The organism is Trichormus variabilis 0441 (assembly GCF_009856605.1).
GTDB lineage: Bacteria > Cyanobacteriota > Cyanobacteriia > Cyanobacteriales > Nostocaceae > Trichormus > Trichormus variabilis.
In genome coordinates this window covers 4259410-4273635 of sequence record NZ_CP047242.1, presented here as the reverse complement: position 1 = coordinate 4273635, position 14226 = coordinate 4259410, and the positions used below count along the sequence as shown (strand labels likewise).

At 41.4% G+C, this 14226-nt stretch carries 11 protein-coding genes; 1 reads left to right on the top strand and 10 read right to left on the bottom strand.

From position 1 onward, the window contains the following. Nucleotides 1-12 precede the first annotated feature (12 nt). The 6 genes from GSQ19_RS17405 to psaA all read right to left on the bottom strand — a co-directional run bounded on the left by GSQ19_RS17405 (nt 13) and on the right by psaA (nt 7348). A complete protein-coding gene (locus tag GSQ19_RS17405) occupies nt 13-1035 on the bottom strand; it encodes a cysteine hydrolase family protein (protein ID WP_011319192.1) in 1023 nt (340 codons plus the stop codon). A gap of 160 nt (nt 1036-1195) precedes the next feature. After that, complete coding sequence (locus GSQ19_RS17400) at nt 1196-1546, bottom strand: type II toxin-antitoxin system PemK/MazF family toxin (protein ID WP_011319191.1); 351 nt, start codon at nt 1544-1546, stop codon at nt 1196-1198. Continuing rightward, a complete protein-coding gene (locus tag GSQ19_RS17395) occupies nt 1546-1752 on the bottom strand; it encodes a hypothetical protein (RefSeq protein ID WP_041456211.1) in 207 nt (68 codons plus the stop codon). Before GSQ19_RS17395 ends, GSQ19_RS17400 begins: the two co-directional genes overlap by 1 nt. A 68-nt stretch (nt 1753-1820) precedes the next feature. Beyond that, nucleotides 1821-2600, bottom strand: a complete 780-nt coding sequence (locus GSQ19_RS17390) for a hypothetical protein (protein WP_011319190.1) — start codon at nt 2598-2600, stop codon at nt 1821-1823. Nucleotides 2601-2741: 141 nt separating this feature from the next. Continuing rightward, complete coding sequence (psaB, locus tag GSQ19_RS17385) at nt 2742-4967, bottom strand: photosystem I core protein PsaB (protein ID WP_011319189.1); 2226 nt, start codon at nt 4965-4967, stop codon at nt 2742-2744. A 122-nt stretch (nt 4968-5089) separates the two neighbouring features. Then, nucleotides 5090-7348, bottom strand: coding sequence for a photosystem I core protein PsaA (psaA, locus tag GSQ19_RS17380; RefSeq protein ID WP_011319188.1), 2259 nt, complete (start codon nt 7346-7348; stop codon nt 5090-5092). A 509-nt stretch (nt 7349-7857) separates the two neighbouring features. On the opposite strand from psaA, the gene GSQ19_RS17375 reads away from it, so the two are divergent. Further along, nucleotides 7858-9327 (top strand): hypothetical protein, encoded by a 1470-nt coding sequence (locus GSQ19_RS17375; RefSeq protein WP_011319187.1) that lies wholly within the window; start codon nt 7858-7860, stop codon nt 9325-9327. Between the two features lie 166 nt (nt 9328-9493). Here GSQ19_RS17375 and GSQ19_RS17370 read toward each other — a convergent pair whose 3' ends face one another. From GSQ19_RS17370 to GSQ19_RS17355, 4 genes are all read right to left on the bottom strand, one after another. Further along, a complete protein-coding gene (locus tag GSQ19_RS17370) occupies nt 9494-10462 on the bottom strand; it encodes a ribonuclease Z (protein WP_041456767.1) in 969 nt (322 codons plus the stop codon). A gap of 91 nt (nt 10463-10553) precedes the next feature. Further along, a complete protein-coding gene (locus tag GSQ19_RS17365) occupies nt 10554-12413 on the bottom strand; it encodes a CHASE2 domain-containing protein (protein ID WP_011319185.1) in 1860 nt (619 codons plus the stop codon). Between the two features lie 104 nt (nt 12414-12517). Further along, nucleotides 12518-13195 (bottom strand): response regulator transcription factor, encoded by a 678-nt coding sequence (locus GSQ19_RS17360; protein WP_011319184.1) that lies wholly within the window; start codon nt 13193-13195, stop codon nt 12518-12520. A gap of 145 nt (nt 13196-13340) precedes the next feature. Next, the gene (locus GSQ19_RS17355; RefSeq protein ID WP_011319183.1) at nt 13341-14000 is read right to left on the bottom strand and encodes a hypothetical protein; all 660 of its coding nucleotides are present in this window, start codon (nt 13998-14000) and stop codon (nt 13341-13343) included. Between the last annotated feature and the right edge of the window lie 226 nt (nt 14001-14226).

Here is a 14226-nt window from a genome sequence, read left to right as displayed (position 1 = left end):
AGTTTAAGTAGTTTACTGTAACCATTTATCGATAGGTTCAGTAGATTTAACAATTTGCATCCCTGCTGCTTGGAACTTAGCAAATGCGGCATCTGCTTGTTCTGTATAATCTACAACACCAGGAACTACAACAGGAGAAGAAGCATCTTCTAGTAAATAAACTTTTTTAGCAAGGGCTGTATCTACTTGTTGAATTTCTGTTAATAAATCATCAATTGTCCAAGCAACGCAATGGCTTTTTGCTTGTCCGGCAATAATCACAGCATCAAATTCTAAAAGCTGCTTAATTAATTTTTGATTCTTATCAGCTAGGGGATTTTTATCAAAACCAACTAAGACTTCTGGACGTAACACAGAATAATTTTCTGTTAACGGATTGTCACCCTTAATCTCAAACTGTGTTTGACTGTGACGAGCTATACCATGAAAAAATATGGCTTCTTCCACAGCAGAAACTAACGCATGACCAATACCACCCAACATAGAATGGTAAGGCCAAACAGTCAAAGGATATTTCCCATCTTGGCTTAGTTGTTTTACATAGTGATAAGCGTGTTTTTCTAATAATTCATAATCCCCATGAGTAATACTGTTCGCCACATCTGGGTTAACTTTCCAAATCCCTTTCTCAATATCTGTAAGAGTAATACTAGTAGCTGCTGGTGTAGGATGTTCGCCTAACTCATTCACCCAAAATATAGGATGAAAAATCTGCATGGCGGTATGGGTATCTAAGGTAGGAATAATTTTTGTGATTAGACCCAAGTTGTGATAAATAAATTCACATATTCTGCGATTATCATCTACAGCACCAGTCCCAGATTCACCACCCACAAATAATTCAAATTCTGGGATGCAAAAGGTGTTCTGGACATCTATTAGTAATAAACAAATACGAGTTTTATCAAAAGCTGCTGGTTGGATGTTGTGTTGTTTTGCCCATGCTTCCGCTTCTGCTGCACGTTCTTGGTAAGGTACTCGCCAAACTTCGCCAACTTTTGCTGAGTTAAAGTGCGGGGGTATAGGTAGCTGCATATTACATCTATGGTTATTTTGTTGAATCTACTGTAACCAGTGATATGAGCAATGAGCTACATCCGAGCAAAAGTCATCACCAAAATTTTCAATATGCCCAATTCCTAAATCGAATGTTACGGAAATGCTACGACAATATGAAAACAAAGCTCTTTGATTGCTATTCCATCAATTGAAACGCTTGAATCATAAGTAAATTCAACTGCTGGATTTGATTTACTCCTAATTTACCGATTCTTCTAGTAATTAATCTACGTTCAAGCGTAACTAGTCTGGTTACTCTAACTTTAGAAATAAGTTTTAATCCAGTTCCGGCAAACTCTGCATCTGATGGGTCTAAAACAAATTCTCCTGATGTTAAATTAGTGACATCTTGAGAAGAGATAAAACATAAAGTTATATCATTACCTGAATTATCAACCCATAAAATTAAGCCAGGGCGCAATTTTGTTCCAGTCAAATCTGTAAATGGGAATGGAACCAAGACTATATCTCCTTTTTGTAGAGACATTACACAGGTTCTCCATCTTCTAGAGTATATAAATTTGGTTCATTATGTAAAAATTCAAATGCTTTACTTTTCTGTGCAACTTGCATAATCTCTGGTGTAGATGGATAGGAAGAATTAAAAAATAGCTTTTCTTCCAAAAGGGAGCGTTCTTCTTCAGAGAGGGATAATATTACTTGAACTAGAGATTCAATAAGTTTAGTGTTCATACTTGCCAGTAGATCAATATTTTCATTAATGATTCCTGAGATTAGTTTTAAGATATAGCCTTTTATACTTATCTTTTGTGTTTAGAAAGAAAGCTCAAGAACTCTTCTACAACTACTTTTGGCTGGTGATAGCACTTTTCAGCAGGGTAATGTTCAATACAGAGAATTCCTGATTTTTTAAACCAAGCATCTTTTTCCTTATCCTTCTCATACCTACCTTCATGGAAAGAAATCTCTAAAATTCCAGATGTTCCATCTAGACAAACTAGAAAGTCTACCTCTCGATGATCTTCATAAATATTACCTGTTTCATGTCTTACAGCTAGAGGTAGAGGAAAGAACAAAACACCTTGAGCTTCTAATTCTTGTGCAATCCTAATTTCAGACTGTGATGCAAACTTTATTTCATTATAAATAATCGGCTCTCTACCTTTCCGAGCAAAAGCTTTCTCAGTAACAAGCCCTTGATTTAAGTCTTTTGATTTAGCAATGAGAAATTTAATAGTTTTTTGCCAGTTTTTTTCTACTTGTAATAATTTTATTCGGTAATAAATTGGAAAAGATTGCATATTATTCCAGACATGGCCATTAGCAATGAATAAAAAAGTATTTTTTAGGTAGCTTTGAATTTCTTCATTATTTAAGACTGTCAACATCAAGTTAAACGGAAGGAATATAAGCAATCCTGAAATATAATTACGTGAATAGTATTCATCCCATTCATAGTCAAATGACAATTCAGCATCAATCATAATTGCTGCGCAGTCTTTTCGTTCACTATTAATTAAGAATTGAACCCAAGTTCTATGTAATTGTTCTATTAATTCTTTATCAGATAAATTGGGCATCAAATAATTACTCCAAAATATTTGAAATACTTTGATAATGTTTAGTATATTTTTTAGCACACTCAATTGTGTATCAGTTAAAAAAATCCCCCACCTTGCGGCAGGGGATTTTTTTAATTACCTACAAAACTAGCAGCCAGATCAACCGAACTTACCAGCAGTGGAGGCGATGAGGAAGGCTGCGTAGGTGAGGACATAGCCGACGGTGAAGTGAGCTAGACCAACTACACGAGCTTGAACGATGGAGAGAGCAACTGGCTTGTCTTTCCAGCGAATTAGGTTAGCGATAGGAGTACGTTCGTGCGCCCAAACTAGGGTTTCGATCAACTCTTGCCAGTAACCTCTCCAGGAGATGAGGAACATGAAGCCAGTAGCCCAAACTAGGTGTCCGAAGAGGAACATCCACGCCCAGACAGACAGGTTGTTCACACCGTAGGGGTTGTAACCGTTGATCAACTGAGCAGAGTTAGCCCAGAGGTAGTCACGGAACCAGCCCATGAGGTAGGTGGAATTTTCGTTGAACTGAGCAACGTTACCTTGCCAAATACCTAAATGTTTCCAGTGCCAGTAGAATGTTACCCAACCTACTGTATTTAACGCCCAGAATAAAGATAGGTAGAAGGAGTCCCAAGCGGAGATGTCGCAAGTACCGCCACGGCCTGGACCGTCGCAAGGGAAGGCATAGCCGAAGTCCTTTTTATCCGGCATCAGCTTGGAACCACGAGCATCCAAAGCACCTTTGACTAGGATGAGGGTGGTGGTGTGCAGACCTAAGGCGATCGCATGGTGTACCAAGAAGTCGCCAGGGCCAATTGTTAAGAACAGGGAGTTAGTACCAGAGTTAATGGCATCTAACCAGCCTGGTAGCCAAACGTTGGCGTAGTTAGGATAGGCTGTGTAGGCAACGCTATCGGGGTTAGACAGCAATGTATCTAAGCCGTAGAGTACCTTACCGTGAGCAGCTTGAATGAACTGAGCAAATACTGGCTCAATCAAGATTTGCTTTTCAGGTGTTCCGAAAGCAACTACTACGTCGTTGTGGACGTATAAGCCTAAGGTGTGGAAGCCTAAGAATAGCGATACCCAGCTGAGGTGGGAGATAATCGCTTCTTTGTGCTGTAGCACACGCTCAAGCACGTTACCTTTGTTTTGTTCAGGATCGTAGTCACGGACTAAGAAGATAGCACCGTGAGCAAAAGCACCAACCATTAAGAAAATGGCTATGTATTGGTGGTGGGTGTACAGTGCTGCCTGTGTTGTGTAGTCCTTAGCAATGAATGCGTAGGAAGGCAGAGAGTACATATGCTGCGCCACCCAAGAGGTAACAACACCCAAACAAGCTAGGTGCCAACCTAATTGGAAGTGCAGAGAGTTGTTGTAGGTGTCATAAATGCCTTGGTGAGGCATATTGAAGGGACCTTCAACAGGTTTGCCAAAGAAAGTTTTGGCATTCATCATTTCTTTGATGCTGTGACCAATACCGAAGTTGGTACGGTACATATGACCAGCAACAATGAATAGTACAGCGATCGCCAAGTGGTGATGAGCTATGTCTGTCAACCACAGGGATTCTGTTTGAGGATGGAAACCACCCAAAAAGGTCAGAATTGCTGTACCAGAACCTTGAGAGGTACTGAAAATGTGACCTGCTGTATCAGGGTTTTGAGCGTAAACACCCCAGTTGCCTGTGAAGAAGGGTTGTAAGCCTGCTGGGTGGGGCGCTGTGGTTAAGAAGTTATCCCAACCTACGTGCTGTCCGCGAGATTCGGGGATAGCAACGTGAATCAAGTGACCGGCCCAAGCTAGAGAGCTAACGCCGAACAAACCTGCTAAGTGGTGGTTCAGACGAGATTCAGCACTCTTAAACCAAGCTAGGCTAGGACGGAACTTGGGTTGTAAATGCAACCAACCAGCAAACAAGAACAAGGACGCGAACAACAACAGGAAGACTGAACCTGTATATAGTTCGGTGTTTGTCCGCATACCGATGGTGTACCACCAGTGGTAAACACCAGAGTAAGCAATGTTTACTGGGCCGTTAGCACCAGCTTGGGTAAAAGCTTCAATAGCTGGTTTACCGAAGTGGGGGTCCCAAATCGCGTGAGCAATTGGGCGGACGTGTAGAGGATCTTTAATCCACTGTTCAAAGTTACCTTGCCAGGCTACATGGAACAGGAGGCTAGAAGCCCATAAGAAAATGATTGCCAGGTGACCGAAGTGAGTAGCGAAAATCTTTTGGTAAAGATTTTCTTCGGTCATGCCATCGTGGCTTTCAAAGTCGTTGCCCATAGCCATCGCATACCAAATGCGACGGGTAGTTGGGTCCTGTGCTAGATCCTGGCTAAATTTTGGAAATTTTGTTGCCATTGATATTTCCTCTGACCTTTAGCCATCAGGTTTCAGATTCCAGAGTTCTGAGTTTTGAGTCCTAAGTCCTGTTATTACCCAGTACTCAGCACTCAATACTCAGTACTCTTTATAACTAATTGCTAGCCTACCGAAAGTATGTGTGCGTGGAAGAATGCCCAGGTTGTAGCAATTCCTCCCAGGAGGTAGTGAGCTACACCAACAGCACGACCTTGAGTAATGCTCAGAGCGCGGGGTTGGATTGCAGGAGCTACCTTCAGTTTATTATGCGCCCAAACAATGGACTCAATTAATTCTTGCCAGTAGCCACGACCACTGAACAGGAACATTAAGCTGAATGCCCATACAAAGTGAGCGCCCAAGAACATTAGTCCATAAGCGGACAACGCACTTCCGTAGGAGTTGATTACTTGAGAAGCTTGCGCCCACAAGAAATCACGCAACCAGCCGTTGATTGTGATGGCACTTTGGGCAAAGTTACCACCAGTGATGTGAGACACATTACCTGCTGCGTCTACTGTTCCCCAGACATCAGACTGCATTTTCCAGCTGAAGTGGAAAATTACAATTGATAGGGAGTTGTACATCCAGAATAATCCGAGGAATACGTGATCCCAACCGGATACTTGACAAGTACCACCACGACCGGGACCATCGCAAGGGAAGCGGAAGCCCAAGTTCGCTTTGTCTGGAATCAGACGAGAGCTGCGGGCGAACAATACACCTTTCAACAGAATCAGAACTGTTACGTGAATGGTGAAGGCGTGGATGTGGTGGATCAAGAAGTCGGCTGTACCTAATGCGATAGGCATCATTGCGACCTTGCCACCTACAGCCAGTACACCACCGCCAAAGGCGTAGCTAACAGGTTCTAAAGCGTTTGGTGCAGTGCCACCAGGAGCTAGGGTATGCAGGTTTTGTACCCACTGAGCAAATACCGGCTGCAACTGAATTGCTGTGTCGGAGAACATATCTTGGGGACGACCCAAGGCACGCATTGTGTCGTTGTGGATGTATAAACCAAAGCTGTGGAAGCCAAGGAAGATACAAACCCAGTTCAGGTGGGAAATAATTGCATCTCTGTGACGAATCACCCGATCCAATACGTTGTTTTGGTTAACGACAGGATCGTAGTCCCGCACCATAAATATTGCTGCGTGAGCAGCGCCACCGACGATGAGGAATCCGCCGATCCAGATGTGGTGGGTGAAGATACACAACTGTGTTGCGTAGTCAGTTGCTAAGTATGGGTAGGGAGGCATCGCGTACATATGGTGCGCGATGATGATGGTCAAGGAACCCAAAAAGGCAAGGTTTGTTGCCAATTGAGCGTGCCAAGATGTGGTCAGGTTTTCGTAGAGACCTTTGTGGCCTTCACCTGTGAAGGGGCCTTTGTGGTTCTCTAGAATTTCTTTGATGCTGTGACCGATACCCCAGTTAGTGCGGTATTGGTGTCCTGCAATGATGAACAATACAGCGATCGCCAAGTGGTGATGAGAAATATCAGTCAGCCACAGACCACCGGTTACAGGGTTTAAACCGCCCTTGAAGGTTAAGAAGTCAGCGTACTGACCCCAATTCAAGGTGAAGAAAGGTGTTAAACCAGCAGCAAAGCCGGGGAACAGGTCAATCAAAACGCTCTTGTTGAGGATGAACTCGTGAGGCAAGGGGATATCTTTAACTGCAACCCCTGCATCCAAAAGCTTGTTGATTGGTGCGGAGACGTGAATTAAGTGTCCAGCCCATCCTAAGGAACCGCAGCCTAGCAAGACTTGTAGGTGGTGGTTCAACATCGACTCCACATTCTGGAACCATTCCAGTTTGGGAGCGCGTTTGTGATAGTGGAACCAGCCGGCAAATAGGAACAAGCCCGCTAATACCAAGCCGCCAATAGCTGTGCAGTAAAGCTGGAAGGAGTTGGTGATACCCCAGCCACGCCATACTTGGAACAAGCCTGAGGTGATCTGAATACCGTGGAATCCACCACCGACATCACCATTCAATATGTCTTGTCCAACAATGGGCCAAACGACTTGAGCACTGGGTCTCACGTTCAACGGGTCACTTAACCAGGCTTCGTAGTTAGAAAACTTCGCGCCGTGGAAAATCATCCCGCTCAACCAAATTGTCACAACTGCCAGGTGGCCGAAGTGCGCCGCAAATATTTTGCGGGAGATGTCTTCTAAATCGCTTGTATGTGTATCAAAATCGTGGGCGAGAGCGTGGAGGTTCCAAATCCATGTGGTGGTTTTTGGACCTCTAGCGAGAGTTCTGTCGAAGTGTCCTGGCTGCGCCCATTTTTCAAATGAGGTGGGAACCGGATCTTTATCGACGATTACTCTTGCTTTCTTTTCCTCTCGCTCCGGAGGACTAATTGTCATTCGACCTCCTCTGGTGATAAGGAATGAGGAATCATGAAACCACAAAGTGATACTTAGTCGCTTTCTCCAGAGTGTGGCTGGAGCAGCGATGAAAGCGCTATGTGGAAATTTGTTTCTGTTGAATTATAAAGTCTTTACTTGTACTTTGTTGGACACATTTTAACAATAATTCAAAATAGCCAGAATATTTGTCTAATCTGCCTTTTCACTGCAAAGTATTTAGCAAAAAGTCAATACTTTCTCTATTTAATTTACAAAGGATAACAATTCGTAAAACTTATGTCTTCTGATACCAAAACGGCGACAAATTTGCTGAGTTTGCTTTGGGTATATTTATTTTCACCTAGTTTTTGATGTTTACAACAAATTGTAAAAAAAATCCTGATTTTTAATTTTTACTAAAAACTCATGGTATGTGATGAAGATTTCAGCTTGTAGGTGATAGTAGGCGATCGCTCAATTCAGCCACAATAATTGCAGTTGTTTAAGACTATAACTAGGTATAAGGTATGAACTCTTGGCGTAACAGGCCTTTAAGGAAAGTTCTTCTGGGAAGTTCGACTATTTTGAGGTGGCTGATCACACTAGTACTAGTCTTAGGTGTGGCTAGTTGTGGTGAGAAAGCTGTTAGTCAACAAGTATCCATTAGTGCAAGAGACAAACCTCAGCAGATTTCTCAGCAATTTTCCGAAGTCTCACCACCAGATGTGATTCAAGAATTACGTTCTAATTTAGAAATTTATCAACCACAGGTGACAATAGTTAACCCTCAACCGGAGGAAGTGATTAGTGACAATACTGTCTCGGTGAAGTTCCAAGTTAAGGATCTGCCAATTTTTAAGCATCCACAATGGGATTTAGGCCCTTATCTACACGTAATTGTAGATAATCAACCTTATATACCCGTTTATGAACTAAGTCAGCCTTTAGTGCTGTCTGATTTATCTCCAGGTACTCATACTCTGCGCGTCTTTGCTTCCCGTCCTTGGCATGAAAGTTTTAAAAATGAGGGTGCTTACGCCCAGACGACATTTCACGTTTTTACGAAAAGCGACGATAATAATCCAGACTCTAGCCTACCTCTGTTAACTTACAGTAGTCCTCAAGGCAATTATGGGGCAGAACCAATCTTGTTAGATTTTTACCTGACTAACGCCCCTTTACATCTAGTTGCGAAAGAGCTACCCAATGATCAATTCAGTGATTGGCGTATTCGCTGCACTATAAATGGTGAAAGCTTTGTATTTGATCGGTGGCAAGCAGTTTACCTCAAAGGTTTTAAACCTGGAAAAAATTGGGTGAAGCTGGAATTCCTCGACAATCAAGGGAATCCAGTCAAGAATGCTTTTAATACTACAGTCAGACTTTTTGACTACCAACCCAATGGTAAAGATTCTTTGTCCAGAATTATTAGGGGAGAATTAAAAGCTGAGGAAGTCCGTGGTATTGTAGACCCGACTTATGAGGCTAAACCATCGTTTGCAGAACCAACACCTGCGGCAACTCCTAGCCCAGAACCAGAAAAATCAGCATTACCGGAAGTTACGGAAACAGTTCCTACCCCTGAAGCTACTGAACCATCACAAACAGCAACTCCTGAACCAGAAAAACCTAAAAACGGTGGATTTTTTAGCCGTCCTCGTCCTCAACCTTCGCCTAGTCTGACTCCGACATTACCAAAGGTAATTGAGTCGCCTGTACCACAACCAGAGGTAACACCCATACCATCACCGACAGTCACCCCAGAACCACAACCAGAGGTAACACCCACAGCATCACCGACAGTTACCCCAGAACCACAACCAGAGGTAACACCTACATTGCCAGCTGAATCACAAGAAAAACCAGTGACTCAACGGAAGAAAGTCAACTTGGGTGATTACTTCAAACGTCGTCCACGTTCTACAACAACACAAACACCTACAGTCACAGAACAGCCAGCAGAAGAGATGCCAGCAGAATCATTAGAATCTAATTGAGGTGATGATCTCTGACCGACCGAAGGTCATCGCATTTTCTCGTCGGTAGGGTGTGTTGTCGCGTAGCACAACGCAGCATCCGAGATTTCCGGTGCGTTATAGATTTTAGTTGTAACGCACCCCACCAGATTAACTCCTAAGGCCATTGGGGTTTACCTGTCAAGCCCTACACCGAACTTGAGGAGACTGAGCTTAAAATTGGTTCTCGTCGCCTGGGTACTTCATAAGTCATAAAATCATAGGCCATATCTGTACGAGGAAAGATGGCACGGGCTTCTTGTAGCAAATCTTTTAACTCTATGGTGTTACCAGGTGCATAGCGAGGACTGAAGTGAGTCATCAGTAATCGACGCACTCCAGCAGCTAAGGCTGTTTGCGCTGCCATTGTGGTTGTTGAGTGTAATCGCTGAAAAGCCATTTCTGAATCTTGATGGGCAAAGGTGGCTTCGTGGATTAACACGTCTGCATCCTGAGCTAACTCAACAGCACCATCACAATATATTGTGTCTGTGCAGTAGGCCATTTTCCGCCCAATTTCTGTGGGGCCGCATAATTCAGCGCCATTAATGACACGCCCATCTTCAAGGGTAACGGTTTCACCACGCTTGAGTTGACCATAAACTCTCCCAGGTGGGATTTGCAATTCTTTGGCTTTTTCTATATCAAAGCGTCCGGCTCGGTCTTTTTCGGCTACGCGATAGCCAAAGGCGGTGATGCGATGATGTAATAGTCCACAAGTCACGGTAAATTCATCATCTTCATATATGACACCAGGGCGGACAGTATGGATTTTAATGGGATAGGAGAAATGTGTATGAGAATAACGAGAAGCGGATTGGATATACTCGTTTAAACCCGATGGGCCATAAATATCAACTCTTTGAACATTACCCGCCAAGCCACAACTAGCAAGAAGACCCATTAAACCAAAAATGTGATCACCATGCAGATGGGTAATAAATATTCGGGACAATTGGCTGACTTTTAAGTCACTCCGCAAAATTTGGTGTTGAGTACCTTCGCCACAGTCGAATAACCACAACTCTGCCCGTTGCGGTAGTCTCAGCGCAACGCTGGAAACATTGCGCGCTCTTGTGGGTACACCAGAACTTGTCCCTAAAAATGTAATCTGCACAGCGTTTTCTAGCCTTTTTCTTGCTATGTTTAAAGCTATGTCTTCTATAGTGGCATGGTTGCTGGGCAAATTGCTGGGAATTTGGGGATTACTATCTCCAAAACTGACTGACTGGCCAAGATAATTCGCAGATGGTTCCTTGGGGGATTTGGGGCGATCGCTGGAATTTTCCCCGTAGTTGTCGTGCTAAATTGATAAACTGTTGGGTTCCTCGTCCTTTTTTGGATGAATTTACGCCTAAGCCATTATCTATAATTTTCAACGTGTACCAACCTGCTATTAATGAGCAAGTGACTTGGAGTTTAGTGACTCCGGTAGCGTGTTTACCTACATTACATAAAGCTTCTTCTAAAAATCTACAAATTCCTCGTTTTTGTTCCATACTTAAACTTTTTTCATCTATTGGTTCAAAGCTACGTATGGCAACTTTAATTGTTTTAAAGCAAGGAAACTCTCTATCTAAAGTATAACTGTAAACTTGATAGAGGACTTCGTGTAGTGGATCTTGCAAACTAAGGACTAAATTATTACCTAAATACAGTTTGATATCTTGACTGGGATATTCTTGCTGCAAGAATTCGTAAATTCCTCGTAGCTCATGATTTAATTTCTCTAGTTCTTTTTCAATCTTTGGGAGCAATTCCTGAGTATTGGTATTTTCGCAGCGTATCAATTTTAAAACTTGGGCTAAACTTTGTAGTGGTCCATTATGGATGGTTTCAAAGGTACTTTCTATTACGTCTTGACGCGTTTTCATCCCTAAGCGTAAAGCTTGGTCGTATTGATATAATGCTATCAGTTCCATACCATTTATGGTCAAGACTAAAATTGCAGGTATGACTGGAACCCACCACCCCCAAATTAATAGTAGGTAACTAATTACTAGTAGACTAGTGATAGTTATTCCCACAACCAAAAAATTTACTAGTGGGGATTTAGTGAACCTAGCAATCACTATTCCTAAAAAACCCCAAACAAAAATCCAAGTATATTCCCATCCATCATTCCAAGTATTAATTAGTGGTCTACCATCAAGCACAGCACTAATAATTTGACTGATGGCGTGTGCTTGGATTTCCAATGTGTTAACTTGCTTGGGGGCTGATTTAATTGATGTAATCGCTGAAGTTGGGATAAAGTCCTGACTATGAGTATTTGTAATACCGATAATGACTATGCGATCGCGTATCCATTCAGGGTTAAATTTACCATTTTTAATGTCCTCCCCAGATAAAGTTCTAAATCTTCTGGTGCCACTACGGAAATTTATTAGTACTTGAAATCCACTGGCATCAGCACGGATATATCCTCCAGAGTTTGGTAAAAAGCGGGGTAGTTTCGTTTTTCCCAACTGACTACTTTCTAAACTAATATTTTCCTGGGCTAAATAAATTCTTGCTAATCGCATAGCAAAAGATAATTTATAGCCATTAGATGTATTAATTGCCAATAGACTACGTCTCGCCTTACCGTCACTATCTAGAATTTGGTCTGCAAAAGCAATCTGTTCAGGAGGCAAATCTAGATGCGAATGAATCTGGGCAGGTAAAATGTTTTCAGTAGCAATTAAATTTCTGTACTTTTGAAAAAGCTTGACCAGGTCATCCTCTGGAGAATTGATGAGTAAATTCCGATCAATATTTAGACCGATAACTTTAGGCTGATAAACTTGTAACTTCTCCAGCAGCCCTACAAAACCACTATCTGATATAGTTGATGTTAGAGAATAATTATCACCTTGATTAATTTCTACTAACAGAATTCGTGCATCTATAGGTTCTTCTGAGCGCCAACGGAGAAAACTATCCAAAGCCATCCATTCTAAGGACTCTAGCGAACCAAAAAGTCTTGTAAAGGTGACTAGTCCAATGACTGCTAATCCTGGTAATATACCTACGCGCCAAATGGCAATTTCTGCTTTAATTCCGCTCCAAAGTCCAGGTTGCATCATGCTATTCTCCTAGTCTTTAGGTATGAGTAATTGGTCAGGTTTAATTAATTAGGGATAGATAAACTAACCACTATTAATTACTCATAGTCGTGTAATGTTCATCTTTAATCAATCAACCCTTCTTCTCTAGCCCGCTTTTCGGTTTGAATGCGGATATTTTTTCCCTCATCAGGATAAACACCCAAAGCATCTTGTAATTTACTCCAATAATGCCGTACCATACGTTCTGAAATACACATTTGTTCGGCAATAGCTTTATCTTGTAATCCTTCCTCAAAAGCCAAGGTTAAAACTCTCAACCACTCTGGTTTTATTTCTAGTCCGGTGTGGATTCCCTTAATATCTTTTGTATGAGTTAATCCTTGTAATGCCCAATCTACTCTAGTCAACATTTCTTGCGTAGATAGACTTTTATCAGCAACGGTGAAACCTCCCTTATGAGTATCAATATCTGGTCGGATTCTCACTAGTGTTCTAATATGAGCGCTCTGTACAATGATGTTGAGATTAGGATAATTTTTCATCAGTGTTCTCAGCAGTCGCACACCTGTATCTGGGCGGGCTTTAATTCCTAATTTTTCAGGGATGGAAAGATCCATGACTATCAGGTCTGGTGGACAAATTGTTAGTTGATTAAAGGCACTTTCTGCATTAATCGCTAAGACAAAATCGCCTTCAGGATAATGTCTTTTTAATACTTCTACTGTCCCGCTTAAAACTGATTCATGATCATCAATTACTAGAAACTTCCTTAATGCTTTTTCAGATGTGGTCTGTTGCATAATTCATCCTGTGCTGAATAAATAATTGACTGGTGATAGTTTCTAATGTCTGCCGGAAAAATATTTTATGTGATAAACAATAGGCACATCTATCTGATGCAAAATCAATTTAAATGGATTAATGTCGTTAAATTCATGATAATATCTACCAATAGAAGTACCAATAAACTCTATAACTTTGGGTATGATAAAAGCATTTGACTGAGGTCAAAAATTGACAGCTTTGACATAGATAATCTAAGGTGGATAAACTAGAGTGAAAAAGAATAGCACCTACTTCAGAATAATTTATTTTGACAGATAATTGTCCTAATTCCTGCTTTTGTTTTAGACTTATATAAATGGAATTAGGCTTCAATATATCGGAGATTGTAATTGTTAATAACTCTTCTAGAGAATTTAAAATAATTAAACCAGATTCGGCAGGCTCATGTCGCCAATAAATCGGCATATCTATATGAAAATATAGGTGGGGATTGGCGACTAGCCAAGACTTTAATAATCCCTCAATTGCCAGAGGAAAGCTATCTTGTAGTGATTCAGGAAACAAGCGATCGCTTATGTCTACCAAAGAATGATGCAGATGATCAACTTTATCTAAATATTGTTTGATTTTCTCACTTGATAATTCCCAAGGATTCGTAGATAATAAATCTAAGTTACGTCGCATAGTAAAAGTTTCCTGTAATAGACTATCCCGGATATTTTCAGCCTCTATAATAAATCTAGATGATTGTCTATAAGACCACCATTGTAGGGCTTTTTGAACTCTGTAATAGGATGTCAGGAACGGGATTATGGTCATAACTCAGATGGTGAAAATTATAATTTCTGCGCTTGTTTTCAGAGACACAAAATCTATCTATTAACTATTTTGTTATCATAGGTTAATACTATTAATGAATTCACGATAGATTTATGACAAGTAATCTGTCTAAAATTTCCAAGTTTCTATCCAGAAATTGATAGTATTCTTCTGATAAAAGGTAAAATGTCTGAATTAGTAGATATCGACAGCTTAAGAACCCCGA

What these genes read in the sequence shown, in the direction of transcription:
- psaB (WP_011319189.1), bottom strand. Translation starts at nt 4,967, where the DNA reads ATGGCAACAAAATTTCCAAAATTTAGCCAGGATCTAGCACAGGACCCA.
- GSQ19_RS17375 (WP_011319187.1), top strand. Translation starts at nt 7,858, where the DNA reads ATGAACTCTTGGCGTAACAGGCCTTTAAGGAAAGTTCTTCTGGGAAGT.
- GSQ19_RS17400 (WP_011319191.1), bottom strand. Translation starts at nt 1,546, where the DNA reads ATGTCTCTACAAAAAGGAGATATAGTCTTGGTTCCATTCCCATTTACA.
- GSQ19_RS17360 (WP_011319184.1), bottom strand. Translation starts at nt 13,195, where the DNA reads ATGCAACAGACCACATCTGAAAAAGCATTAAGGAAGTTTCTAGTAATT.
- GSQ19_RS17390 (WP_011319190.1), bottom strand. Translation starts at nt 2,600, where the DNA reads ATGCCCAATTTATCTGATAAAGAATTAATAGAACAATTACATAGAACT.
- psaA (WP_011319188.1), bottom strand. Translation starts at nt 7,348, where the DNA reads ATGACAATTAGTCCTCCGGAGCGAGAGGAAAAGAAAGCAAGAGTAATC.
- GSQ19_RS17355 (WP_011319183.1), bottom strand. Translation starts at nt 14,000, where the DNA reads ATGACCATAATCCCGTTCCTGACATCCTATTACAGAGTTCAAAAAGCC.
- GSQ19_RS17365 (WP_011319185.1), bottom strand. Translation starts at nt 12,413, where the DNA reads ATGATGCAACCTGGACTTTGGAGCGGAATTAAAGCAGAAATTGCCATT.
- GSQ19_RS17405 (WP_011319192.1), bottom strand. Translation starts at nt 1,035, where the DNA reads ATGCAGCTACCTATACCCCCGCACTTTAACTCAGCAAAAGTTGGCGAA.
- GSQ19_RS17395 (WP_041456211.1), bottom strand. Translation starts at nt 1,752, where the DNA reads ATGAACACTAAACTTATTGAATCTCTAGTTCAAGTAATATTATCCCTC.